Source organism: Streptomyces sp. NPDC018000, from assembly GCF_044328025.1.
Lineage (GTDB): Bacteria > Actinomycetota > Actinomycetes > Streptomycetales > Streptomycetaceae > Streptomyces.
The window spans coordinates 183,077-206,713 of sequence record NZ_JBIRGM010000004.1; the positions used below are offsets into that span (position 1 = coordinate 183,077).

At 70.3% G+C, this 23,637-nt stretch carries 16 protein-coding genes and 2 pseudogenes; 6 read left to right on the plus strand and 12 right to left on the minus strand.

Going from position 1 to position 23,637, the window contains the following annotated elements; translation table 11 throughout:
• Positions 1 to 47 precede the first annotated feature (47 nt).
• The 5 genes from ACH4EW_RS12545 to ACH4EW_RS12565 form a co-directional block, all read right to left on the minus strand.
• A complete protein-coding gene (locus ACH4EW_RS12545; RefSeq protein WP_398255152.1) occupies positions 48 to 1,526 on the minus strand; it encodes an NAD(P)/FAD-dependent oxidoreductase in 1,479 nt (492 codons plus the stop codon).
• Complete coding sequence (locus ACH4EW_RS12550; protein WP_398255154.1) at positions 1,507 to 1,833, minus strand: (2Fe-2S)-binding protein; 327 nt, start codon at positions 1,831 to 1,833, stop codon at positions 1,507 to 1,509. Before ACH4EW_RS12550 ends, ACH4EW_RS12545 begins: the two co-directional genes overlap by 20 nt.
• Positions 1,830 to 3,008: an NAD(P)/FAD-dependent oxidoreductase gene (locus ACH4EW_RS12555; protein ID WP_398255157.1), complete on the minus strand. Its 1,179-nt coding sequence runs from the start codon at positions 3,006 to 3,008 to the stop codon at positions 1,830 to 1,832. Before ACH4EW_RS12555 ends, ACH4EW_RS12550 begins: the two co-directional genes overlap by 4 nt.
• 84 nt (positions 3,009 to 3,092) lie before the next feature.
• Complete coding sequence (locus tag ACH4EW_RS12560; protein WP_398255159.1) at positions 3,093 to 4,835, minus strand: pyruvate dehydrogenase; 1,743 nt, start codon at positions 4,833 to 4,835, stop codon at positions 3,093 to 3,095.
• A gap of 210 nt (positions 4,836 to 5,045) precedes the next feature.
• Complete coding sequence (locus ACH4EW_RS12565; RefSeq protein WP_398255162.1) at positions 5,046 to 8,813, minus strand: S8 family serine peptidase; 3,768 nt, start codon at positions 8,811 to 8,813, stop codon at positions 5,046 to 5,048.
• A 208-nt stretch (positions 8,814 to 9,021) separates the two neighbouring features.
• On the opposite strand from ACH4EW_RS12565, the gene ACH4EW_RS12570 reads away from it, so the two are divergent.
• Together ACH4EW_RS12570 and ACH4EW_RS12575 are read left to right on the plus strand one after the other, a co-directional pair.
• Positions 9,022 to 10,011 (plus strand): helix-turn-helix domain-containing protein, encoded by a 990-nt coding sequence (locus ACH4EW_RS12570; RefSeq protein ID WP_398255165.1) that lies wholly within the window; start codon positions 9,022 to 9,024, stop codon positions 10,009 to 10,011.
• 131 nt (positions 10,012 to 10,142) lie between these two features.
• Complete coding sequence (locus ACH4EW_RS12575; protein WP_398255168.1) at positions 10,143 to 10,625, plus strand: DUF456 domain-containing protein; 483 nt, start codon at positions 10,143 to 10,145, stop codon at positions 10,623 to 10,625.
• Here the strand turns inward: ACH4EW_RS12575 and ACH4EW_RS12580 are convergent.
• From ACH4EW_RS12580 to ACH4EW_RS12595, 4 genes and pseudogenes are all read right to left on the minus strand, one after another.
• Positions 10,553 to 11,987: pseudogene (locus tag ACH4EW_RS12580) on the minus strand (DNA-3-methyladenine glycosylase 2 family protein); the annotation flags it as partial. The gene ACH4EW_RS12575 and the pseudogene ACH4EW_RS12580 overlap by 73 nt on opposite strands.
• A 71-nt stretch (positions 11,988 to 12,058) precedes the next feature.
• Positions 12,059 to 13,234, minus strand: coding sequence for a ribosome small subunit-dependent GTPase A (gene rsgA, locus ACH4EW_RS12585; RefSeq protein WP_398255170.1), 1,176 nt, complete (start codon positions 13,232 to 13,234; stop codon positions 12,059 to 12,061).
• A 425-nt stretch (positions 13,235 to 13,659) separates the two neighbouring features.
• Complete coding sequence (locus tag ACH4EW_RS12590; protein ID WP_398255173.1) at positions 13,660 to 13,860, minus strand: hypothetical protein; 201 nt, start codon at positions 13,858 to 13,860, stop codon at positions 13,660 to 13,662.
• A 307-nt stretch (positions 13,861 to 14,167) separates the two neighbouring features.
• A complete protein-coding gene (locus ACH4EW_RS12595) occupies positions 14,168 to 14,401 on the minus strand; it encodes a chaplin (protein WP_398255176.1) in 234 nt (77 codons plus the stop codon).
• An 871-nt stretch (positions 14,402 to 15,272) separates the two neighbouring features.
• On the opposite strand from ACH4EW_RS12595, the gene ACH4EW_RS12600 reads away from it, so the two are divergent.
• A complete protein-coding gene (locus ACH4EW_RS12600; protein ID WP_398255179.1) occupies positions 15,273 to 16,109 on the plus strand; it encodes a chaplin in 837 nt (278 codons plus the stop codon).
• Between the two features lie 141 nt (positions 16,110 to 16,250).
• On the opposite strand, the gene ACH4EW_RS12605 is transcribed toward ACH4EW_RS12600, so the two are convergent.
• Positions 16,251 to 17,480: an acetyl-CoA C-acetyltransferase gene (locus ACH4EW_RS12605; RefSeq protein ID WP_398255182.1), complete on the minus strand. Its 1,230-nt coding sequence runs from the start codon at positions 17,478 to 17,480 to the stop codon at positions 16,251 to 16,253.
• Between the two features lie 235 nt (positions 17,481 to 17,715).
• On the opposite strand from ACH4EW_RS12605, the gene ACH4EW_RS12610 reads away from it, so the two are divergent.
• Both ACH4EW_RS12610 and ACH4EW_RS12615 read left to right on the plus strand, forming a co-directional pair.
• The gene (locus tag ACH4EW_RS12610; RefSeq protein WP_398255184.1) at positions 17,716 to 19,275 is read left to right on the plus strand and encodes a 3-hydroxyacyl-CoA dehydrogenase; all 1,560 of its coding nucleotides are present in this window, start codon (positions 17,716 to 17,718) and stop codon (positions 19,273 to 19,275) included.
• Positions 19,276 to 19,414: 139 nt separating this feature from the next.
• Positions 19,415 to 19,807 (plus strand): VOC family protein, encoded by a 393-nt coding sequence (locus ACH4EW_RS12615; protein WP_398255187.1) that lies wholly within the window; start codon positions 19,415 to 19,417, stop codon positions 19,805 to 19,807.
• Positions 19,808 to 19,842: 35 nt separating this feature from the next.
• On the opposite strand, the pseudogene ACH4EW_RS12620 reads toward ACH4EW_RS12615, so the two are convergent.
• Positions 19,843 to 20,523: pseudogene (locus ACH4EW_RS12620) on the minus strand (DUF6597 domain-containing transcriptional factor); the annotation flags it as partial.
• A gap of 64 nt (positions 20,524 to 20,587) precedes the next feature.
• Complete coding sequence (locus tag ACH4EW_RS12625; protein ID WP_398256012.1) at positions 20,588 to 21,649, minus strand: YihY/virulence factor BrkB family protein; 1,062 nt, start codon at positions 21,647 to 21,649, stop codon at positions 20,588 to 20,590.
• Between the two features lie 104 nt (positions 21,650 to 21,753).
• Here ACH4EW_RS12625 and ACH4EW_RS12630 point away from each other — a divergent pair, with 104 nt between their 5' ends.
• Positions 21,754 to 23,391 carry an acyl-CoA dehydrogenase family protein gene (locus tag ACH4EW_RS12630; protein ID WP_398255190.1) on the plus strand — a complete coding sequence of 546 codons (1,638 nt, stop codon included), beginning with the start codon at positions 21,754 to 21,756 and terminating at the stop codon, positions 23,389 to 23,391.
• Positions 23,392 to 23,637 lie beyond the last annotated feature (246 nt).

Consider the following 23,637-nt stretch of genomic DNA (forward strand, 5'->3'; position numbering starts at 1 on the left):
TGGGCAACAGATGGCCCATGCCCCCGCCGGGGATTACTGGACAGCCCTTACCCCGGGCCGGCCAGGTCCGCGAGCGTGGACAGCTTCACGGGGCAGGCCAGCGGGCGCCGGTCGGGTCCCTGCGTGGCTTCACCGGCGCCGTGTCCGGTGCCGTGTGCGCCGGCCAGTTCACGGACGGCGAATCCGCACGTCCGGCCCTGGCACCACCCCATCCCGGCTCGGGTGAGAAGTTTGACGGTCCTGGTGTCATCGGCTCCCAGCTCCTCGCAGGCGTGACGGATCCGGCCGGCGGTGACCTCTTCGCAACGGCAGACCTCCGTGTCGTCGGTCAGCCACTCGCTCCATCCCGCGCCCGGCCGGTGCACGGTGCCCATCAGCTCGGCGAAGGCCCGCAGACGACGCCGGGAACGACGCAGCGCGACCGCTCTGCGCGCCACGTCCCTCCGCACCCCGCCCCGTATCTCCCGAGCGATCGACAATGCCGCCAGTTCTCCTTCGCACAGGGCGAGTTCGACTCCACCGATACCGCCTGCCTCGCCCGCCGCCCAGACCCCCTGCACGGTGGTCCTGAGCTGCTCGTCGAGGACGACCGCATGCGAACCGTCGGCGCGCACGCGCGTACCGCAGCCCGCCGCCAGGGCGAGTTCCAGCTGAGGGACTAGTCCATGGCCCACGGCGAGCGCATCGCAGGCGATCTCGCGGCCGGACCCCGGCACGGGACGCCACCGTTGGTCCACCCGGCTGACGGTCACCGCCTCCACCCGGTTGTCGCCGTGCACGCCGGTGACCGCGCGGTGAGTCAGCATCCGGACACCGGCGCGGGCCAGAGCCGCCCCGTACCTGACACCCTCCGCCGCCTTGCCGGGGTTGGCTGCCAGCACCCGGGGCGCGCGCGCGTAGGCCGCGTAGCCGGACGCCTCGATGACCGCCGGAACGCTCGCACCGGCGCGCGTCAGCGACAGTGCGACGGCCTGAAGGAGCGGCCCGCTCCCCGCGACCACGATCCGCCGACCCGGCAGCACCAAGCCGGACTTGAGCATGGCCTGGGCACCGGCAGCACTCACCACGCCCGGAAGTGTCCATCCCGGAAAGGGCAGTTGGCGTTCGTGAGCACCCGTCGCCAGCAGCAGCCGGCCGGCCCGGACGACACGGCGGTTGTCCCCTTCGGCTCCGGTGACGGCGTGCAGGACCCGGTCCCCGTCGGCGGCCCGTTCGACCGTCCACACCTGGTGGTCACGGAGGTGACGGATCGCGCCGGAGTCACGGTGCGCCGCCAGCCTCGAGGAGAGTTCGGCGAAGACCGGCCAGCCGTGGTGGAGGGCGTCGGGCCGGGTGGCGCCGAGCCCGTCGGCCGGACTGCGGTAATACTGTCCGCCGGGCGCGACGGCCGCGTCCAGCAGCACCACGTCGAGCCCGTGGTCGGCCGCGGTGACGGCGGCGGCCAGTCCGGCCGGGCCCGCGCCCACCACGGCGAGTTCGGCGCGGTCGGCGTCCGGTGGCCTGCGTTCATCTGTCGAGTGAGGCATGCCCGTCGCCCTCCTGTGTGGTGATGGCGTCGCCGGGACGTGCGGGAAGCAGGCATGCGCGCTGGTTGGGCCGGCCGTTGACGGTGGCCAGGCAGTCGTAACAGGCACCGATGCCGCAGAAGGCTCCCCGCGGCCGGCCATGGACCCGAGTGGTGCGCCAGGTCAGGATGCCCGCCGCCCAGAGCGCGGCGGCGATGCTCTGACCGGGCAGCCCACGGATCGGGCGCCCGTCGAAGGTCAGTTGGAATTCAGGTTCGGGCTCGGCCCCGACGAATTCGGCCGGGGTACGTGCGCGGGTGCGTCTCACAGGTTCCTCTCCTCGGGCACGAGGGGCGCGTCGAACCGGTCGGGCGCGAACGGTCCGAGATCCAGTACCGGCTTCCGCCCGCCGATCGCGTCGGCGATCAGCAGTCCGGTCGCGGGGGCCAATCCGATCCCGGCGCCTTCATGGCCGCAGGCGTGGAACAGGCCTGGCACCCGGGGGTCCGGGCCGATCGCGGGCAGATGGTCGGGCAGATAGGGGCGGAACCCGTGGTAGGCGCGCAGCACCCGCACATCCGCCAGTACGGGGAAGAGCGCGGCAGCCTGGGCGGCCAGCCGGGCGACCACCGGAACGGACAGCGTCCGGTCGAAGCCGACCCGTTCACGGCTGGCCCCGATCAGCACCGGCCCCGCGGGGGTTCCCTCCACCACGGGCGAGGTCTGCAGCGCCGCGGACCCGCTCGAGACGTCGGACACGTACTCCGCCGCATAGACCTTGTGCCGGATCAGCCGCGGCAGCGGCTCGGTGACGAGTACGAAACCCCTGCGCGGCAGGACCGGCAGGTCCACCCCGGCCAGTGCGGCCAGGTCCCCGCCCCAGGTACCCGCCGCGTTGACTACCGCGTGGGCACGCAGTTCGCCCCGTGCGGTGCGCACCCCGCGTACCGCGCCCTGCCGGTCCCTGAGCATCCCGACGACCTCCTCACCGGGGCACAGCACTGCCCCCGCGCGACGGGCCGCCCGCAACAACTCGGCTGCGGCAAGGGCTGGTTGGACCTGGGCGTCCTGCGGGTAGTGGCAGCCTCCGGCGAGGTTCGGCGCGAGGTGGGGCTCGGCATCCCGGAGCCGGTCCGGCGTGACGTGGTGCGCCTCGACTCCGGCTCCACGCTGACCGGCGGCTGTCGTGGAGAGTGTGGCCAGGGAATCCTCGGACGCCGCCACGACCAGGCCGCCCTTGAGCTCGTACTCGATGTCCGCAGGCAGTTCCTCCGACAGTTGGCGCCACAAGGAGGCGGAGAGCAGGGCCAGTTCCAGTTCGGGTCCTGGCACTTTGTCGGAGACCAGGAGGTTGCCCTCCCCGGCTCCGGTGGTGCCTCCGGCGACCGGCCCGCGGTCGACGACGGCTACGGACAGTCCGGACCGGGAAGCGTAGTAGGCGCAGGCGGCACCGACCACTCCGGCCCCGACGATGACGACATCCAGGGGCTGTCTCATGAGCACGACAGTAATATGTCACATTGTTTTGAGGGCGCCAAGGGTGTGTGCAGGGTCAGTTGATCAACCGTCATCGCTGCCCGGATCCGTTCAGGGGCGTGGCACGTTCCGCAAGTTGGAGCGGGCCATCTGGACCATCCGGCCGACTCCGCCGTCCAGCACGATCTTGCTGGCGGAGAGCGCGAAGCCGGTCACCATCTCCGCGCTGATCTTCGGCGGGATGGAGAGCGCGTTGGGGTCGGTGACGACATCGACGAGCGCCGGTCCCTTGTGCTTGAAGGCGTCCTTGAGGGCGCTTTCGAGTTGCTTGGGCTTCTCCACCCGTACGCCGTACGCCCCGGAGGCCCGGGCGATCGCCGCGAAGTCCGGGTTCTTGTTGGTCGTACCGAACGACGGCAGGCCGGCGACCAGCATCTCCAGTTCGACCATGCTGAGCGAGGAGTTGTTGAACAGCACGACCTTCACCGGCAGGTCGTACTGCACCAGGGTGAGGAAGTCACCCATGAGCATGGTGAATCCGCCGTCGCCGGACATCGAGACCACCTGCCGGTTGCGGTCGATGAACTGGGCGCCGATGGCCTGCGGCAGCGCGTTGGCCATCGAGCCGTGGCTGAACGAACCGATGACACGGCGTTTGCCGTTGGGCGAGAGATAGCGGGCGGCCCAGACATTGCACATACCGGTGTCGACGGTGAACACGGCGTCGTCGTCCGCCAGGTCGTCCAGCACGGAGGCGACGCACTCCGGGTGGATCGGGATGTGCTTCTCGACCTTGCGGGTGTACGCCTTGACCACACCCTCCAGCGCATCGGCGTGCTTCTTCAGCATCCGGTCGAGGAACTTGCGGTCGGTCTTGGTCTTGACCCGCGGGGTCAGACATCGCAGCGTCTCGCGGACATCGCCCCAGACCGCCAGATCCAGCTTGGAGCGGCGGCCGAGGCGCTCAGGGCGCACATCGACCTGGACGATCTTCACATCGCTGGGAAGGAAGGCGTTGTACGGGAAGTCGGTGCCGAGCAGGATGAGGAGATCGCACTCGTTGGTCGCCTCGTAGGCAGCGCCGTAGCCGAGCAGTCCGCTCATGCCGACGTCGTACGGGTTGTCGTACTGGATCCATTCCTTGCCACGCAGCGCGTGGCCGACCGGGGCCTTCACCCGCTCGGCGAACTCCATCACCTCGGTATGGGCACCCGCCGTGCCGCTGCCGCAGAACAATGTCACACGCTTTGCCTCGTCGACCATCCGGCAGAGCTTCTCGATCTCCTCTTCACCAGGCTGTACCGTCGGCCGCGAAGTGACCAGGGCGTGCTCGACCGCCTTCTCCGGGGCCGGCTGCGATGCGACGTCTCCCGGCATCGAGACGACGCTGACGCCGCCTCGGCCGATCGCGTGCTGAATGGCCGTCTGGAGCAGCCGGGGCATCTGCTGCGGGTTGGAGATCATCTCGTTGTAGTGACTGCACTCCTGGAAGAGCAGCTCCGGATGGGTCTCCTGGAAGTAGCCGAGGCCGATCTCACTCGAAGGAATGTGCGAAGCGAGGGCGAGAACGGGTGCCATGGAGCGGTGGGCGTCGTAGAGGCCGTTGATGAGGTGCAGATTGCCGGGGCCGCAGGATCCGGCGCAGGCCGCCAGCGAGCCGGTGATCTGGGCCTCGGCTCCGGCGGCGAACGCGGCGGTCTCCTCGTGCCTGACCTGGATCCAGTCGATGGCCGAGTTGCGGCGGATGGCGTCGACGACCGGGTTGAGGCTGTCGCCCACGACGCCGTACATACGCTTGACGCCCGCCCGGGCGAGGATGTCGACGAACTGCTCCGACACATTCTGCTTGGCCATGGATGCGTACCCTTTCCGCGCTTCGGCTTCCGGACTCCGCATCCATCAACCCATGCCGCGCGCGGTTGCGCCTCCCGGACGCCGACGCACGAGCGGGGGGCTCGCCGCGCAGCGGTTCGACAGGTCATCCGGAACAGGGGCCATGAAAAAAGGTCCGCCGGGCGACCCTCCCCCCACGGGAAGGCGCCCGGCGGACCGGTCAGGACGTGATTAGCGCACGGCGTACGCGTTCTTCACGGTCTGGATGACGGAGTTGCCGTTGGCGTCCGTCAGTTCGGTCTTCAGGGTGACCGGCTTGCCGTCCGCGCCCGCGTGGTTCACGGTCGCGGTCCACCGGCCGTCCTGCTGTGCGGTGGTGGCCGCGGTCCAGGTCTGACCACCGTCGTACGAGTAGGAGACCTTGGCGGCGACCAGCTTGCCGGGGGTGTAGCCCCCGTGGCCGGTGACGCTCAGGCCGATCTTCTGACCGTCCTTCGCCGCGAGGGTCTTGAGCCCGTCGGCGTCCAGGTCGTAGCCGGGGAAGAGCATCGGGATCGCCTGGGAGTAGACGTTCTCGTCCCGCTCCGAGCGGAACTTCCAGGTGGTCTCGATCTGGGTGGAGCGCTTCCACACGGCGGCGGGCGCACCCATCTTTGATGTGTACATGGTGAGTTCGTACGCGGCGTCCTCGGCCGGGACGGTGAACACCCCGTACGGATAGGGGGACGTGCCCAGCTCCTTACCGCCGCTGGTCAGTCGCATGCGGCCGAGGTCTCCGAATTCACCCTGGAAACCGGCGTGTTCGCTGTCGCTCCAGAAGGCCGGGGCAACGCCGATCAGGTTGTCCTGCCGCTCGGCGGCGAGCTGGAGCTTGCCCTCGGCGTCGCGCGGGGCGGCCGGGACCGGGATTCCCCGGTACCAGTTCTCCGAGCGCTTCGCGCCCTTCGTGTAGGTGCGGACCTGGTCGGCCATGAACTCGCCGAAGGGGAAGCTGGACGAGATGAAGTGCCTCCAAGCGGTGTCGCCCGCCGAGTAGTACTCGGTGCGCTTGCCGGGGACAGCGACGGTGTCGAGGCCGTTGGAGTAGAGCCCGCCGTACGGCCGGGTGATGTTCATCAGGTCCACGTAGTCGGCCGGGACACCCATCGACTCGTACGTGGCGGTGGTCTTGCCGAGCTTGCTGTCACGGACCTTGTAGGTGCGGTCCGAGGTGACCGGGCCGGTCTCGGGGAAGGCCAGGTTGTAGACGAACGGGCTCTTGGCGGTGGCCTTCCAGCTCAGCTTCACCGGGCCGTCGGCCAGAGCGGCCTTCAGGGCGTCCGCCTCGCTCGCCTCGATGCCGAGCGCGGGCAGCGGCGCCGGAACGGGGCCGGCGTTCGGCTTCCAGAGGCCCGCGGACGGCCGGTGCGCGATGATCGCCTTCGCACCGGCGGCCTTGGCGTCCTTCGCCTGGGCTCCCACGTAGGAGCTCTTGTCGGTGACCTCGACCAGGGCGATCTTGCCCGAGACGTCGGCGGCCTTCAGCTCGTCGGGGGTGCCTGTGCCCGCGTCGACGAGTGCGGCCTCGCCCGTACCGTCGAGGTTGACGGAGCTGGTGTTGGCCGTCGTCGGGTGCAGTTCGATGCCGCCGACGACCGAGAGCTTCTCGATCTGGGGGGCGTACGCACGCCAGAAGCTGTTGAACTCGAAGTCGCCGTCACTCGCCGTGCCCTGCACGTCGACCAGGTAGTTCTTGACGAGACTGCCGGCGGAGAGGGAGCCCGAGTGCAGCCATGTGTCGTCCCAGCTGCGGCCGAAAGCGAGCGTCGTGGCGTGGTTCTCGGACTTCCGGTCCTCGGTCTTCATCTGGATCCGGTGGGCCTTGCGGGCGTCCAGGACCAGGGTGGCGTCCTTGGTGACGTTCAGCTGCGGCCGCGCGAGGTAGCCCACGGACTCCAGCATCTTGCCGGTGGCGTCCTTCGCGTCGGGCGTCGCGATGAAGCTGGAGACGAAGTACGCACCGGGGCGCACCTGGTAGACCTGCTCGGTGACGCCGTTGTTGAAGCGGCGATCGCCGGCGGAGGTGTCGGTACCGATGAGGTCCACCGAGGAGAGACCCTTGGCGGGCTTACCGGCGCGGTCGACGAGCTTGACGCGCAGGGTGACGGTCTCCGGTTGGACGTACACCGAGAAGGGGGTGGAGACCTTCACGCCGTCGGGCCCGGTGGCCAGCACGCGCCCGGTGACATCGCCGTACTGGGCGGCCTTCAGCTTCGCGGCCGGGTCGATCTCCAGCGGGACCTTGACGGTGGCTCCGGCCGGAACGGTGACGGTGCTCGCGTCGAGCTCGGCGACGGAAGAGCGGACGGCCGAGCCGTCGTTCCCGGTGACACCCGAGACCTTCAGCGACAGCTTCACCGGCTTGGAGCCGGAGTTGGTGTACGGGACGTCGACCGTGGTGCGGTCGGACCTGTCCTGCGGCCAGTTGAAGGAGCCACCCTGGACGGCGGGGGCACCGACGACGGTGGTGTCGATGGCGGCCTTCACATCGAGGCGTCCACCGCCGGTCTCACGTACGTCGCCGGGGATGTCGCTCTTCGCGGACGAGACGAGGGCCGCCTTGATCTGCTGGGCGGTCCACTCCGGGTGGCGCTGCTTCACGATGGCTGCGGCGCCCGCGACATGCGGGGTGGCCATCGAGGTACCGGACATCGACTGGTACGCGTACACTCCGCGACCACCGGCCGCGGCCGCCGAGATGCCGACGCCGGGAGCGGCGATCTCGGGCTTGAGGGTGTGCGATCCGGTCACGGGTCCGCGGCTGGAGAACTGTGCCGTGGAGTCGTCGCGGTCGACGGCACCGACGGTCAGTGCGCTCGGGGCGCAGCCCGGCGAGGAAACGGTGTTCTGTCCCGCGCCCAGGTTGCCGGCCGCGATGACGAACAAGGTGTCCTTGCTCTGGGAGAGTTCCTCGGCGGCGGCGCTCATCGGGTCGGTGCAGTCCGACGGCCTCATGCCACCGAGGCTCATGGAGACGACGTCGGCCTTCTGGTCGACGGCCCACTGCATACCGGCGATGACCCAGGACTCGGCGCCGGAGCCCTTGTCGTTGAGGACCTTGCCGTTGAGCAGGTCGGTGCCGGGGGCGACGCCCTTCTTCTTGCCGTCGCTGGCCGCGCCGGTGCCGCCCACGGTGGAGATGGTGTGGGTGCCGTGGCCCTGCCGGTCGCCGGCGGTGGCGGAGTCGGTGAAGTTCTTCGAGGCGGCGATCCGGCCCTTGAGGTCGGGGTGTTCCGCGTCGGCACCGGTGTCGAGGACGGCGACCTTGGTGCCCTTGCCGTCGTATCCGGCGGCCCAGGCGAGGTCGGCGCCGACCTGCTTGGTCGACTTGTCGAGGGTGGCCTGGACCTTGCGGTCGAGCCAGAGCTTCTTCAGACCGGAGGCCGAACGGGAACGGGCGTTGGTGACGTCCGACCAGAAGTCCGCGGCCTTCGCCTTGTCCGCCGTGAGCGCGACGCCGTCGATGGCGTCGAGCGCGATTCCGCGCTGGGCGCCACGCGGGGTGACGGACGCGGAGCGGGCCGTGTCCTCGCCGTAGACGGCGATCAGCGGCAGCGACTTGGTGCTCGCGTCGTCGTAACCCTGGCTGATCAGCCCGGTGACGTTGAAGAGTTCCTCGTCGACCCTGTCCGCGGCCAGCGCGGCGGCGGCGGTGTCGGGGTAGACGTAGAGGTCCTTGCCGGACTGCCTGGTCTGTACGAGCGGGACGGTGCCGTCCTCGCGCGGCAGCGCGGTGGCCGAAGCGGCTCCCGAACTGTCCGTGGTCACCAGGACCTTGTCGCCGGTGATCAGAGTCACGGTGACCGGCTTGCCCGCCTTGGCGGTGGCGGCAGCACTGCCGGTCAGTGGTCTCTTCGCGGTCGTGTCGTCCTGCGGCGCTGCCACGGACGGTGCGATCGCGGTGACGGCCAGGACGGCGGCCGTGGCCGCTCCCAGTGCCGTACGCGATATCGGACGCATCGTTCTCCCCAAATAAAACCGGAACGCTTCTGAACAAACCGCAATATTCCGGATGTTGTTGTACTGCGGTGGCGCCACATTGGCAGAGCGACACGCGTTAAAGGGATGATGTACACGGCGGGTTTACGCCGTGGCCGTTTTTCGCCACGACCGGGCGCCCGAAGATGGCGAAATTGTGCGGAATCAATGCGTCCGGGAAGGACCAGGGATGCTGGGAGCCATAGGTCTTGACGAGACGCAGGAGTCGACCTACCGCGCGCTCGTGGCGGTGGGAGCCGCGGAGGTCTCCGACCTCGCACACCGGCTGGCACTTCCCGAGCCGGACACCGAACGGGCGCTGCGCAGGCTGGAGCAGCAGGGCCTCGCCGCGCAGTCGTCCGCCCACACCGGCCGGTGGGTGGCCGCGCCGCCGGGTGTCGCCCTGGGCGCTCTGCTGACCCAGCAGCGCCACGAACTGGAGCAGGCGGAGCTGGCGGCCGCGCTGCTCGCCGAGGAGTTCCGGGCGGATGCGGCCGAACCCGCCGTACACGATCTGGTCGAGGTGGTCACGGGCGCGAGCGCGGTGGCGCACCGCTTCCACCAGTTGCAGCTGGGCGCGACGAGCGAGGTCTGCGTCCTGGTCACAGGGAAGCCGGTCGCCGTCAGCGGCTCGGAGAACAATTCCGAGGAGCAGGTGGCGACCCGCGGGGTGTCCTACCGGGCGGTGCTCGAACGTGAGGCGCTCGCCCTGCCGTCCGGCATGCTGGAGCTGTCGGCGGCCCTGAGCCGTGGCGAGCAGTGCCGGGTTGTCGACCGGGTGCCCACCAAGCTGGTCGTCGCCGACGCGGCCCTGGCGATGGTGCCGCTGACCGGCCGCGGCGCGGAACCCGCGGCGCTGGTCGTCCACGCCTCCGGGCTGCTGGAATCGCTGATGGGGCTGTTCGAGGCGGTGTGGCGGGAGGCGATGCCGCTCCGGCTCGGCGGGCGCGGCCTGCCCGAGGAGGTGTCCGCCGGGCCCGATGCGACGGACCTGGAGATCCTGTCGCTGCTGCTGGCCGGGCTGACGGACGCGAGCGTGGCCAAGCAACTGGACCTGGGGCTGCGGACCGTGCAGCGGCGGGTGAAGGGGCTGATGGAGCTGGCCGGGGTGTCGACCCGGCTGCAGCTGGGCTGGCATGCGTACGAGCGGGGCTGGGTGGCCCGGACACCACAGGCCTGACGAGGTCCACGCCACCGGGCACCCCGGCCGGGTGTTCCCGCCGCGCCGGAACGACTCCGAGCCGTATCGACGGTCCCCGCCCCGAACCGCGCTGGCAGGCGGGAGCGGCCGGACTCCGGCAGGCTGGTCAGATGGGTGTGTGGCAGCTCGTCGCTGTCGGCCTGGTCATGCTTCTCGGCCTGGTCGGCGTGCTGGTGCCGGGGGTGCCGGGGCAGGCGATCGTCTGGGCCGCCGTGCTGTGGTGGGCGTTGACCGACATGACTCCGGCCGCCTGGGGTGTACTCATAGGCGCTACGGCACTGCTCTTGCTGAACCAGGCGCTGAAACCGCTGCTGCCACCGCGCCGCCCCCGTGAGTCGGGAGCGCCGCGCAAGACTCTGATGCTGGGCGGGGCCTGCGCGATCGTGGGCTTCTTCGTGGTGCCGGTGGTGGGCGGTATCGCCGGATATGTGGGGGCGATCTACGGGGCGGAGCGGCTGCGGCTCGGCAGCCGCGGGGCGGGGTGGGCATCGGTCCGCTCAGTGATGCGGGCGACGGGATATTCCGTGCTCATCGAGCTCTTCTCATGTCTGCTGGTGACGGGGGCCTGGCTGGGTGTAGTGCTCTGGGCCTGACCATCGCCCGGTCTGAAGACTCAGGTGACGTACGGCGTACGAGCGCCATGGCCGCCACCGCTCCGATTCGGGCCTTCCCTCCGGATCCACATCGGGGTCGCCGAGCGCACGCATCCTGATGAGCGCCGCGACCGGCGGGTCGATCCCCGGCAGCCGCAGCAGCGCCTGCTCGGCCTCGGCGCGGTCGGCCCCGGCGTCGAGCCGTACGTCCCCGTCGGCGAGTGCGGTCGCCAGTGCCCGCAGCGCCGGCTCGCGCACCGCATCGGCCAGCACTCCCGGCTCGGGAAACACATGCGTAAGCCCGCCGCAGGGCACGTCGAGGATCTTCCCGTACATCTCGACGAGCCGTTCGGCCCCGGCCCTGCCCACCAGCGCCCGTATGGCGAACTCATCCGGATCCGCGGCACCCGGCGAACGCAGCCCCGGGCGGGCGGCGACCCCCGGTGCGAGTCCCGGGTCGGCGCCGAGCCGCTCGTCGACGGCGTACGGATCGGCGTCCAGGTCGAAGAGGCGCCGCAGCCGCTGCACGGCCGTCGCCAGATCCCGCAGGTCCGTGAGGTGGATCCGGGCGTCCAGCCAGGGCCCGGCGGACCGCTCGTCGACGGCCACGATGCCCGTGCCGTACGGGAGCCCCAGAGTGCGCCGGTAGGTACGGGCGCCGGGCTCCCCGCCGACCTCCTCGATCCGGGCGACCGTCTCGCCGGCCAGGAGATCGAAGACCTCGCGGGCCGCGTACGGCCCCCGATGGGCGAGCCGCAGCGGGATCCCGGTGGTGCGCGCCTGCCGGCCCGCCGCTCCCAGCCCCGTCCCGGCCTCGGCGCGCAGTGCGCTCGGCGTGCGGGCGTAGATCTGCCGGACCGTGTCGTTGAACTGGCGCACGCTGGCGAAGCCGGACGCGAAGGCGATCTCGGTCACGGGCAGCCCGGTCGTCTGGAGCAGCACCCGCGCGGTGTGGGCCCGCTGGGCGCGGGCGAGCGCGACGGGTCCGGCACCCAGCTCCGCATTGAGCTGCCGCTGCACCTGGCGTGAGCTGTAGCCGAGCCGGTGGGCGAGACCGGGCACGCCCTCCCGGTCGACCACGCCGTCGCCGATCATCCGCATGGCCCGGCCGACGACATCGGCCCGTACGTTCCAGGCGGCGGAGCCGGGCACGGCGTCCGGGCGGCAGCGTCGGCACGCCCGGAAGCCGTTTCCCTGGGCTGCGGCCGCGGTCAGGAAGAAGCGGACATTCTTCCGCTTCGGGGTGACGGCGGGGCAGCTCGGCCGGCAGTAGATGCCGGTCGTCTCGACGGCGAAGAAGAACTCCCCGTCGAAACGGGCGTCGCGGCTGCTCACCGCCTCGTACCTGGTCTGTTCGTCCATCACACCGTCCAGTGTCCGGCACCTCCGGTCACCGCACTGGCGGTATTCGGACGTCGACCAGAGGCTGCCGCCTACCGCAGTCGGCCCCGCTTCGCGTCCATGGCCGCCCGGCCCTCGGCGCCCTTGCGCTTCCATTCACGCAGCATTTCGGACCGCACCCGGGCATCGGTCTTGGCGACGATGCGCTGGTTCTCGCGGAGCAGCTTGCGGAAGCTGTCGAGGCGCCGCTCGGGCAGCGAACCGTCCTCGATCGCGGCAAGTACCGCGCAGCCGGGCTCCGACTCATGGGCGCAGTCGTGGAACCGGCACTGCTCGGCCAGCTCCTCGATCTCGGAGAAGACCTGGCCGACGCCGGTCTCCGCGTCCCAGAGGCCGACCCCGCGCAGTCCGGGGGTGTCGATCAGTACGCCCCCGGAGGGCAGGACCAGCAGATTGCGGGTGGTGGTGGTGTGCCGGCCCTTGCCGTCGACATCACGGGCGGCCTGCACCTCCATCACGTCGCGGCCGAGGAGGGTGTTGGCGAGGGTCGACTTGCCCGCGCCGGACACCCCGAGCAGCACGCTCGTCCCGCCCGAGACGATGGCGGCGAACACATCGAGCCCCTCCCCGGTGGCGGAGCTGACGGGCAGCACCTGGACACCGGGCGCGATGGCCTCGATGTCCTGGACGAGGTACGACAGTGTGGCGGTGTCCGGCACCAGATCGGCCTTGGTCAGCACCACGATCGGCTGGGCGGCACCGTCCCCGGCGGACACCCCGTCGCGCAGCAGGGCGTCGCCACTGGCGCTGGACATGGCGAGCGCGAGGAAGCGCTCCACCCGCCCCAGGTCGAGCTCCACGGCGAGCGAGACGCAGATGGCGATGTGGTCGACATTGGTGGCGAGCACCTGCCCTTCGGAGCGCTGCGACGACGTCGAGCGCACGAAGGCCGTACGCCGCGGCAGCAGCGTCCGTACGAATTGCGGATCACCGGCGGAGTCGACGGCGACCCAGTCGCCCGTGCAGACGATCCGCATCGGATCACGTGGGACGACGAAGGCGGTGTCGGCCCGGAGCGTGCCGTGCGGGGTGACGACATCGCACTGCCCGCGGTCCACCCGCACCACCCGTCCGGGCAGCAGACCCTGTCCGGCGTACGGGGCGAACTCGGCGGCCCAGTCGTCGTCCCAGCCGTACGGGGACAGCGGATGCGACGCGGACGAGTCCTGGAGAGAAGAAGCGAAGAACGGAGAAGACGGGAAAGACAAGGGAAACCCTTCGAAGGGTGGCCCCGGCAACGCGCGTACAGGCGCGGAGAGTTACGAAGAGGTCAGCCGGCGACCACGGGGGTGGGAACGATGTTCATCTGGTTGTGGGCAGCGCCCACCGCAGCGACAGTCATCAATGTCCTCACCTCCTGGTTCAAGCACCGGGCCGACACCGGCGGTTCTTGTCCGCCGTCCGGAACGCTGCACACGATAGCCCGCAGACTTCGGGTGGCGCCAACACATTTGGACGGCACCACGCCAGATGCCCACCGCCCCCGTGGAACGGTGGGCATCGTCATGCGTGAAGCCCTGGGGCTGCACCCCGCGTCACGCTGTGGAACGTACCGATCAACCCGCTGCGGAAGCGCCGGTCCCGCAGCACCGATCAAATGGGCTCGATCCAACGCGAGTTCGACGCTGCGACCTCACCCGTCGACGTCTTCTTCGGAGATACGGGCCGCGGGAACGCGACTTCCCGCACAAGGTCTACGGGGCTGGGCGGACGGTGCCGGCTCCGGGCCGCCGCAGGCCGCGCGCCATTCGGCGAGCAGCCGGTCGTAGATGGGTGTGACGTCCTGCGCGTGCCGCTGTCGGCCGCTGGGGCGTTGGCTGTCGTACTGGTCCATGCCTGGCCCCTACCCGGTGCAACGGGTGACGTCTGCCGCCACTACGGCAACCGGACCAGTCCGCTCGTCCGTTCGAGGGGCCGGCTGCGCCGTCGAGGCTGAAGTCGGGGGCTGTGACGGTGGTAACGGCGAAGGCAGGAGCAGCCGTTCCAGGAGCAACCACGGAACCGGCAACGAACGCAACGGTCTTCACGCCGCCTTCCCTCCGGGACCACTCGATCGACTACCGGAAAAGGGGAAGGCCCCGGTACGCATCGGATTGAGTACCGGGGCCTTCCGACACGAGCGCTCAGCTCGTGACCGGAGATCAGGTGTTGGTGCAGACGGTGCCGAACGCAGCGTTGAGCCCGCCGACCACGCTCCCGGTGTTGCCGCAGACTTGGGCCGGAACGTGGACCGGAAGCACGGCGGCGTTGCCGGACGCCACGCCCGGGGAGCTGGTGGCGCTGCCGTCGGCACCGGCGTCGGCGAAGGCGGGCGCGGCGGCACCCATCGCCATCAGGGTTCCGGCGGCGATGGCGGCGACCTTGGTGTACTTCACTTTTTTCCCTTTCTTTGACGGAGTTCGGAGCGGCCACGTCTTTCGTGCCGCACGAGCGCGGTCCTGATCACTCGTAACTCCGCCACTGCAATTCATAACGATGTAAGACCGTAGGCGAAACTCTTTGAGGAGAAGATTCCCGAAAAACCGCCCGGCTGACGCAGCATCGATCACTCCACGCCACGGGCGCGATTATCGGACAATCCCATGTGCCAGTACTGAGAAAGGCGGCAGCGAGCCCGGGTCACGCGGAGGAGGAATGCCGACGGCCCGAGCCTGTCATTGCAGCTGGATCAGCTGTTGGAGGAGGCAACGGCACCCGTAGCCAGAACCTTCTTGAACACGCTGAACCCTTCTCGTACTGAATGCCCCGTATCGGAGCCCCCTGCCCAACTCGCGATCGGGCGTTTGGTTCTCTCCGTTCACCCGAATGCCAAGGCGCACGGCAGCGGCACGCTGCAGCACCGCAGGGGCGAAGGATCATTCAGCCTCCCCAGCCCTGCCCCAAGGCGTCAACGGCGTGGGCTCCATGCAGGGTTGAGCACCCACGCGCGGCGAATGACGTCAACGCGAGCATGCATATGTAATCCATTCGAGCGGTCACAAAATTTCCACGACCTTTCGAGTTTCCTCAACAATTTCTCCTCGTTATGCCTTTCATCAAGCGTGCAGCTTGGGCGTTCACCGAGCAGGAATAGGACTTATCACATGAAGAACGCTTCGTTCGTGGTCTCTCCGCCTTTCCGCAATCGCCGCTTGCCGACTCACGTGGGAAGACCCCCGGGGTGGCGTCCCCGGCGCAAGCTGCATCGCCTGATGAATGAATCGCGAGCGTTCTGCTCGCACGGAATGTCCTAAGGAAGGGCAACCAATGCGAAAAGCCTTGAGTAAGAGCGTGCTGGTCATGGCGGCGGCGTCAGGCATTCTGACCGCGGCAGGCGGGTACGCGTTCGCGGACGCGTCGGCCGATGGTGCCACCAACGGTTCGCCGGGCGTCGGCTCGGGCAACACCGTGCAGGCGCCGGTGCACGTTCCCGTCAACGTGTGCGGCAACACGGTCAGTGTGGTCGGTGTACTGAATCCCGCGTTCGGCAATGAGTGCAACAACGGGGGAGGCGCCGGGAGCAGCAACGGCGGCCAGAGTGCGAGCGCCGAGGGCGTCGCGACCAACTCTCCCGGTGCGCTGTCCGGAAACCTGATCCAGGCTCCGGTGAACGTCCCGGTCAACGTCTGCGGCAACAGCGTCGGCGTCATCGGTGCGTCGAACCCGGTGTCCGACAACAAGTGCTCCAACGCGGTCGAGCCCCCCGTGGTCGAACCGCCGGTGGTCGAACCGCCGGTGGTCGAGCCCCCCGTGGTCGAACCGCCGGTGGTCGAGCCCCCCGTGGTCGAACCGCCGGTGGTCGAACCCCCCGTGGTCGAACCCCCCGTCGTCACACCGCCGGTGGTGAAGCCCCCCGTAGTCACACCCCCGGTGGTCACACCCCCCGTGGTCACTCCTCCCGTGGTCACGCCCCCGGTGACCACTCCCACCGTCAATGAGCCCCAGCCCAACAGCGTGCCGGCGGCCGTCGCGGAGCCGTTGAGCCCCAGCCCGCAGCTGGCCCACACCGGTGCCGCTGACCTCGGCCTGGCTGCCGGCGCGAGCGCCGCGCTGCTGCTCGGTGGCGCGGTACTGATGCGTCGAGCCCGCCGCTCGCAGGGCTGATCCAGGAATCAGCCGGCCGAGAGACGAGCAGGTCCGGTCGGACAGCCAATGCTGTCCGACCGGACCTGCCGCGTTTACAGCACACGAACCGTCAGGCCCGGTGGCGGGCTGAATGCCGATTCGGCACGCACGTGGTGTGTCTCAGGACGCGATGCGCTCGAAGATCGCGGCGAGGCCCTGTCCGCCGCCGATACACATGGTCTCCAGGCCGTACCGGGCCTCGCGCCGGTGCAACTCTCGAGTCAGTGTGGCGAGGATCCGGGCGCCCGTGGCGCCGACCGGGTGGCCGAGGGAGACGCCCGAGCCGTTGACATTGACGCGCTGCTCGTGATCGATTTCGCCGAGTCCCAACTCGGCGGTGCAGGCGAGAACTTGGGCGGCGAATGCCTCATTGAGCTCGATCAGGTCGAGGTCGGCGAGGGTAAGTCCGGCGCGGTCGAGGGCGGCCCGGGTCGCCGGGACGGGACCGATCCCCATGGTCGCGGCGGGCACCCCGGCGCGGGCGAAGGAGACCAGCCGGACCAGCGGAGTGAGGCCGAGCCGTTCGGCGGTGGCCGCGCCGGTCACCAGGCAGGCTGCGGCCGCGTCGTTCTGACCACTGGCGTTGCCCGCGGTGACGGTGGCCCCTGGGTCGGACTTCGCCATGATCGGGCGCAGCGCGGCGAGTTGTTCGGCGGTGGTCTCGGGGCGGGGGTGCTCGTCGACGGTGACGACGGTCTCGCCCTTGCGGGTCCGTACGGTGACGGGGACGGTCTCCGCGTCGTACCGTCCCTCCGCCGCGGCCCGCCCGGCGCGCTGCTGCGAGCGCAGGGCGAGGGCGTCCTGGTCGGCGCGGCTGATGCCGTACGCCCGACGCAGGTTCTCGGCGGTCTCGATCATGCCGCCCGGTACGGGGTGGTTGACGCCGCCGGCGGTGACCCTGCCTCGGGCCAGCGCGTCGTGGAGCTGGAGGCCGGGGCCCTTGATGCCCCAGCGGCCTTCGTGCGTGTAGTACGGGGCGGCGCTCATCACGTCGACGCCGCCGGCGATGACGACCTCGCTGAAGCCGGCCCGGATCTGCATCGCCGCGTCGAGGACCGCCTGGAGGCCGGAGCCGCAGCGGCGGTCGATCTGGGCGCCGGTGACGGTCTCGGGCAGTCCGGCGTCGAGGGCTGCGACCCGGCCGATGGCGGGGGCCTCTGCGGACGGGTAGGCGTGTCCGAGGATCACCTCGTCGACCGCGGCGGGGTCGATTCCGGTACGGGCGACGACCTCGGCGATGACGCGTGCGGCGAGTGCGGCCGGCGTCTGCTGTGCGAACACTCCGCCGAAACGGCCGATGGGGGTGCGCAGCGGTTCACAGATGACGACATCGAGATGCTGGTCGGGCACGGCGTGACCTTTCGGTGGTGAGGGGCGCATGTCGCCCTTTCGGTGGCGCGGGGCGTATGCCGCCGCCCCTTGCACCCGGCGGCTGAGACCGGTCGGTCTCAGATGTCTTGATGCGACCTTGATCCGCCGCCGACCACGGCCGAACTGCGGATGCTGCGCGAGGACGTGAAGCCGGACCGCGTCTATCTTCGCTGAGACGAATCACATGCCACACCCCGAGAGGACCGCAACTGCCATGCGTATCAGGATCGTCGGCGCCGGGGCCATGGGCCGCGGCATCGCCCAGTGGGCGGCGACCGCCGGACATACCGTCGAGCTGTGCGACGTACGTACGGAGGCGGTGACGGCCGCCGTGGACTTCGTACGGTCCATGCTCGAACGGGCCGTGCAGAAGGGCCGGATGTCCGCCGAGGACTCCGCCGCCGCCCTGGAACGGCTGATCCCGCTGGACGACCCCTGGGGGGAGGGCCCGGGCGTGGAGCTGGTCATCGAGGCCGTACGGGAGGACCTCGACACCAAGACGGAGGTCTTCGGCCGGCTGGAGCAGGCCCTGCCCGCGACGGCAGTCTTCGCGACCAACACCTCCTCCCTGTCGGTCACCCGGATCGCCGCGGCGCTGAAGGACCCGACGCGCCTGGCCGGGCTGCACTTCTTCAACCCGGTACCGCTGATGAAGATCGTCGAGATCGTGCCGGGCGCGGCCACCCGCCAGGAGATCCCGCCGGCCCTCACCGCGCTTGTCGAGAGCTGCGGACACCGTGCCGTCACGGTCGCCGACACCCCCGGCTTCCTGGTCAATCACGCCGGTCGCGGCCTGGTGACCGAAGCCCTCGCACTGCTGGAGGAGACGGTCGCCGAACCTGCGGACATCGACCGGATCGCCCGTGATGTGCTCGGCCTGCGGATGGGCCCGTTCGAGCTGATGGATCTCACCGGTCTGGATGTGACGGCCGCGGTGATCGACTCGATCTGGCAGGGATTCCGGTACGCGGACCGGCTCCGCCCCTCCTACCTCACCCCGAACCGGGTGGCCGCCGGACTCCACGGCCGCAAGACCGGGCGCGGCTGGTTCGGCTACGGCCCCGAGGCACCCGCCCCGGCCCCGGAAGCGCCGGTCACGGGCGACGCGGACCGCCCGGTGTACGTTCACGGCGCCGCGCCTCAGGACCGGGACGCGGCCGCACTGCGGCGGGCGCTGACCGCAGCGGGCGCCGTCGTCGAGACGGGCACGGAGCCGTCCGCCGACGCCCTCGTACTGGTTCCGGTCTGGGGCGTCACGGTGGCCTCCGCGGTCACCGCACACCGGCTGCCCGCAGGGCGCACCTTCGGTGTGGACCCACTCCCTCCGGCCGGCCGGCGCCGGGTGCTGGCCGTGACCCCGGCGGCGGACCCGGCCGCCGCGCGCGACGCCCGCGCGGTGCTGGCCCGGGCGGCGGACGGCGGCGGGCCCTACGCGGTCTCGGTGGTACGGGACACGGCCGGCTCGGTAGCTCAGCGGCTGCTCGCCTCGGTCGTCTCGGTCGCCGCGTCGATCGCGGAGCGCTCCATCGCCACGCCCGCCGATATCGACCTGGCCGTCACGGCCGGACTCGGCTACCCGGTCGGCCCGCTGGCCTGGGGCGACCGGGTCGGCGCCGAACGGATGCTGGAGCTGCACCGGGCGCTGCACCGCACGACGGGCGACCCGCGCCACCGCCCGAGCCGCTGGGTCACCGAACGCGCCCAGCTCGGTCTGGCGCTGACGGATCCGGGGACGTCACCTGCCGACTGCACGGCCGGCCCCGCGTCGTCGTGACGGCGGGCGGGACCTGCCGGGGACCGCAGTCCCGGCAGGTCCCGCCGTACGCGGTCCGCGTCCTCGGAGATGTCCGAAGGTCACGGCCCATGTCCGTTTCGTACAAGACCCGTGGTGGGGCTCGGCCTACGGTCGGCACATGACTCCACGAATGGACGCGATCGGCATCGTCACCGCGGATCTGGCCGCATCGCTCGCCTTCTACCGCCGGCTCGGTCTCGACATCCCCGCCGATGCGGAATCCGCACCTCATGTCGAAGTGACGCTCCCGGGCGGGCAGCGCCTGCTGTGGGACACCGAGGACGTCACCCGCTCGTTCGACCCCGATTGGACCGCGCCGCGCGGCGGGGAACGCCTCGGGCTCGCCTTCCTCTGCGACAGCCCGGCGGAGGTGGACGCGGTGTACGAGGACCTGACGGGCGCCGGGTACCGGGGGCATCTGAAGCCGTGGGACGCGGTGTGGGGGCAGCGATACGCGACGGTCCTCGACCCGGACGGCTGCGCGGTGTCGTTGTTCGCGGGCAACGGCTGAGTGCCTGTCCGGCCCCGTTACGAGGGCGTGAGGCAGGCGGTCAGGGTGGTCCCGGCCAGGTCGCGCATCTCCCGTGCGAGATGGGCCTGGTCGGTGCAGCCCGCCTCGATCGCCGCCTCGGCGTAGGGCGTTCCGGATCGGGCGAGGGTGAGCGCACGCTGCAGCCGCAGGATGCGGGCGAGCATCTTGGGCCCGTAACCGAAGGCCGCGAGTGAGCGGCGGTGCAGCTGTCGGGCGCCGAGGCCGGCGGTCTGCGCGGTGTGCGCGACGGACCGCCCGGCACCGAGCTGCGCGGCGACGGACCGCATCACAGGGTCCGGCGGTGCGGTGTCGGCCGCCCGCCGCAGGGCAATGGTCTCCAGCGCGGCGGCGGGGTCGGGGGCTTCGGCGAGGCGCTCGTTGAGTACGCGGACCAGCGCGCCCGGCCACAGATCGGCAAGGTCGACCCGGCGGTCGCGCAGTTCGTGCGCCGGCACTCCGAGGAGCGCGGGAGCCGTGCCGGGCGCGAAGCGGATGCCGGTGTACTGCCCACCGGTCCCGACGGCCGACGTCTCGGCACGGGTGTCGGGGCCCGCGACGAGCAGCCGTCCGCCGATCCAGAGCAGGTCCATGCAGCCGTCGGGCAGCACCGGATGGACCGATCCGCCCGAGACGCTCAGTGTCCACAGGGTCGCACCGTCGAACCGCGACGCCCACTCCTCGTACTTGTCGCCCATGCCCCCACGCTATTCCCGTAGGTGAACGGATCGGCTTGCCGTGGCCGCCGGGCAGCGGGCGTCCTCAGTCGCCGGACGGGTGGTTCGCCTTGTCCGACTCCTTGTCCCGGCTCGGCTGCAGCCTGGACTTCACATCGTCCGGCGGAAGAAACCTCGACCAGCGCTCCGGGAACTCGGACGGCATATAGGGGCTGTCACCTTCGTCATCGCCCTCGTCCCGGTTCGCCTGCGTCCGCGCGACGAACTCCACGGCCTGGGCCGCCCGTAGCCGGTCATTGGCCGCACGTGCCGCGGCCGTCGCCAGCGAGGGCCACACCCGGTCGATCGCGGCATTGACCGCCGCTCCGACCAGCACCGCGAACGCGGAGACACCGATCCACAGCAGGACGGCGATCGGAGCCGCCAACGAGCCGTAGATCGTGGGCCCCTCGACCGCACTGGTGAGGTAGATCCGCAGCAGGAAGCTGCCGAGCACCCACATCGCGAGCGCCACCAGCGCGCCCGGCACGTCCTCGATCCACGGCGAACGGACCGGTACGGACACGTGGTAGAGCGTCGTCAGGAACGCGATCGACAGCAGGATCACCGCCGGCCAGTACAGAACGCTTATGACCTCGGTGCCCCACGGTATGAACTCCACGACCCGGTCGGGGCCGACCACGAGCAGCGGCAGCACGACGGCACCGAGCAGCAGGGCGACGACGTACAGCAGGAAGGCGAGCAGCCGCGTCTTGACGATGCCGCGCCGGCCGTCGAGGCCGTACATGACCGTGATGGTGTCGATGAAGACGTTGACCGCGCGGGAGCCGGACCAGAGCGCGATGGCGAAGCCGATCGAGATGACATCGGGCCGGGCGCCGGTGGAGACGTCCGCCAGGAGCGGTTTGGCGAAGTCGTTCACACCCCGCTCGCTGAGCACCGTGTGCGCGGCGTTGAGGATGTTGCGCTCGATGGAAGCGACCGTGGTGGTGTTGGTCCACTCGTCGACGTAACCGAGCAGGCCGATCAGGCCGAGGAGCAGCGGAGGCAGGGACAGCAGGGTGAAGAACGCCGCCTCGGCTGCGAGTCCCAGAATGCGGTACTCCATGCACGAGTTGACAGTGTCCTTGAGCAACTGCCATACCATCTGCCGCTTCGATACGTTGCGGTAGAGGGCTCGGGCCCGGTGGATCCGACCCGGTAGCCGCTCGGGTGTTTCATTTGCTGCCAGCACGTCCTTACCGTATCGGCATGACAGCCACCACCCACACAGTGTCCAACCAGGTACCGCCGCTGGTCGGCTACGACGTCTTCGCCGCCGACCTCGCGCTCACCGAGGCGGTGCAACGTCATCTGCCGACCGAGCTCCTCGCCGAGGCCCGGGGCGAGCTCGGCGAGCTGGGCAGATCCGCGGGCTCCGCGCAGGTGCAGGCGTGGGGGGTGCAGGCGAACGAGAATCCGCCGGTACTGCGTTCCCACGACCGGTACGGAAATCGTATCGACGAGGTGGAGTTCCATCCGGCCTGGCACCGGCTGCTGGGTCATGCGGTCTCCGCGGGTCTGACCGACGCCTGGGGCAGGCCGGGCGGCCATGTGCGGCGGGCGGCCGGGTTCCTGGTGTGGACGCAGGCCGAGGCGGGCCACGGCTGCCCGCTGTCGATGACGCACGCGGCGGTGCCCGCGCTGCGGACCGATCCGGCGCTGGCCGCCGATTGGGAGCCGCTGCTGACCTCGACGGTGTACGAGCAGGGGCTGCGGCCCGTGGCGCAGAAGGCCGGTGTGCTCTTCGGGATGGGCATGACGGAGAAGCAGGGCGGCACGGACGTGCGGTCCAATACGACGCGGGCCGAGCCGCTGGCGGCGGAGGGCGAGTATCTGCTCACCGGGCACAAGTGGTTCTGTTCGGCACCGATGTCCGACGGCTTCCTGGTGCTGGCGCAGGCGCCCGCAGGCCTGACGTGTTTTCTGCTGCCCCGGGTGCTGCCCGACGGCACGCGCAACACGTTCGCGATCCAGCGGCTGAAGGACAAGCTGGGCAACCGGTCCAATGCGTCGAGCGAGGTCGAGTTCGACGGGACGTGGGCGCGCCGGGTCGGCGACGAGGGGCGCGGGGTGCGCACCATCATCGGGATGGTGGCGGCGACCCGGCTGGACTGTGTGGTCGGTTCGACGGCGCTGATGCGGCAGGCGGTGGCGCAGGCGATCCACCACTGCACGTACCGCAGCGCGTTCGGCGGGGTGCTGATCGAGAAGCCGCTGATGCGCAATGTGCTGGCCGATCTGGCGCTGGAGTCGGAGGCCGCGACGGTGCTGGCGCTTCGGCTGGCGGCGGCGTACGACGCCGATACGGAGAGCGAGCGGGCCTTCCTGCGGATCGCGGTGCCGACGGCGAAGTACTGGGTGACGAAGCGGTGCACGCCGATGGTGGGTGAGGCGCTGGAGTGTCTCGGCGGCAACGGTTACGTCGAGGAGTCCGGGATGCCGCGGCTGCTGCGCGAAGCGCCGCTCAACTCGATCTGGGAGGGCTCCGGGAACGTACAGGCGCTGGACGTGCTGCGGGCGCTGCGGCGCGAGCCGCCGGCGCTGAACGCGTTCCTCCAGGAGGTCGGCAGGGCGCGCGGCGCCGATCACCGGCTGGACGCGGCGATCAAGGACATGCTGACGGAGCTCGCCGATCTGAACGGGATCGAGGCACGGGCCCGCCGGCTGGTCGAGCGGATGGCTCTGGTGCTGCAGGGTTCGCTGCTGGTGCGCTGGGCGCCGCCGGAGGTCGCCGACGCGTTCTGTGCATCACGGCTGGGCGGGGACTGGGGCACGGCGTTCGGGACGCTGCCGCACAGCCTCGATCTGGCATCGGTCGTGGAACGGGCACGGCCGGTCGAGCGTTAGGGCGTGTTTCGAAAGTCCCATCGGGCCGGAGAAGTACAGCGACGGAGGGTGGTGCTGCGCCGACACGGCACCACCCTCCATGCTGTGCATACCGGTCGGCGGGGCACAGGCTCCGCCGTACGGTGTTCCGTCACTCTCGTACGGACCCGCACCCCGTCGCCAGAGTTGCAAAGGGTTGCAACCATTGTGTGGAGTGCGCGGTGTCGGTCATCTCGCAGCGGGCAGGATGGGCCCGTGGGCCGTTGA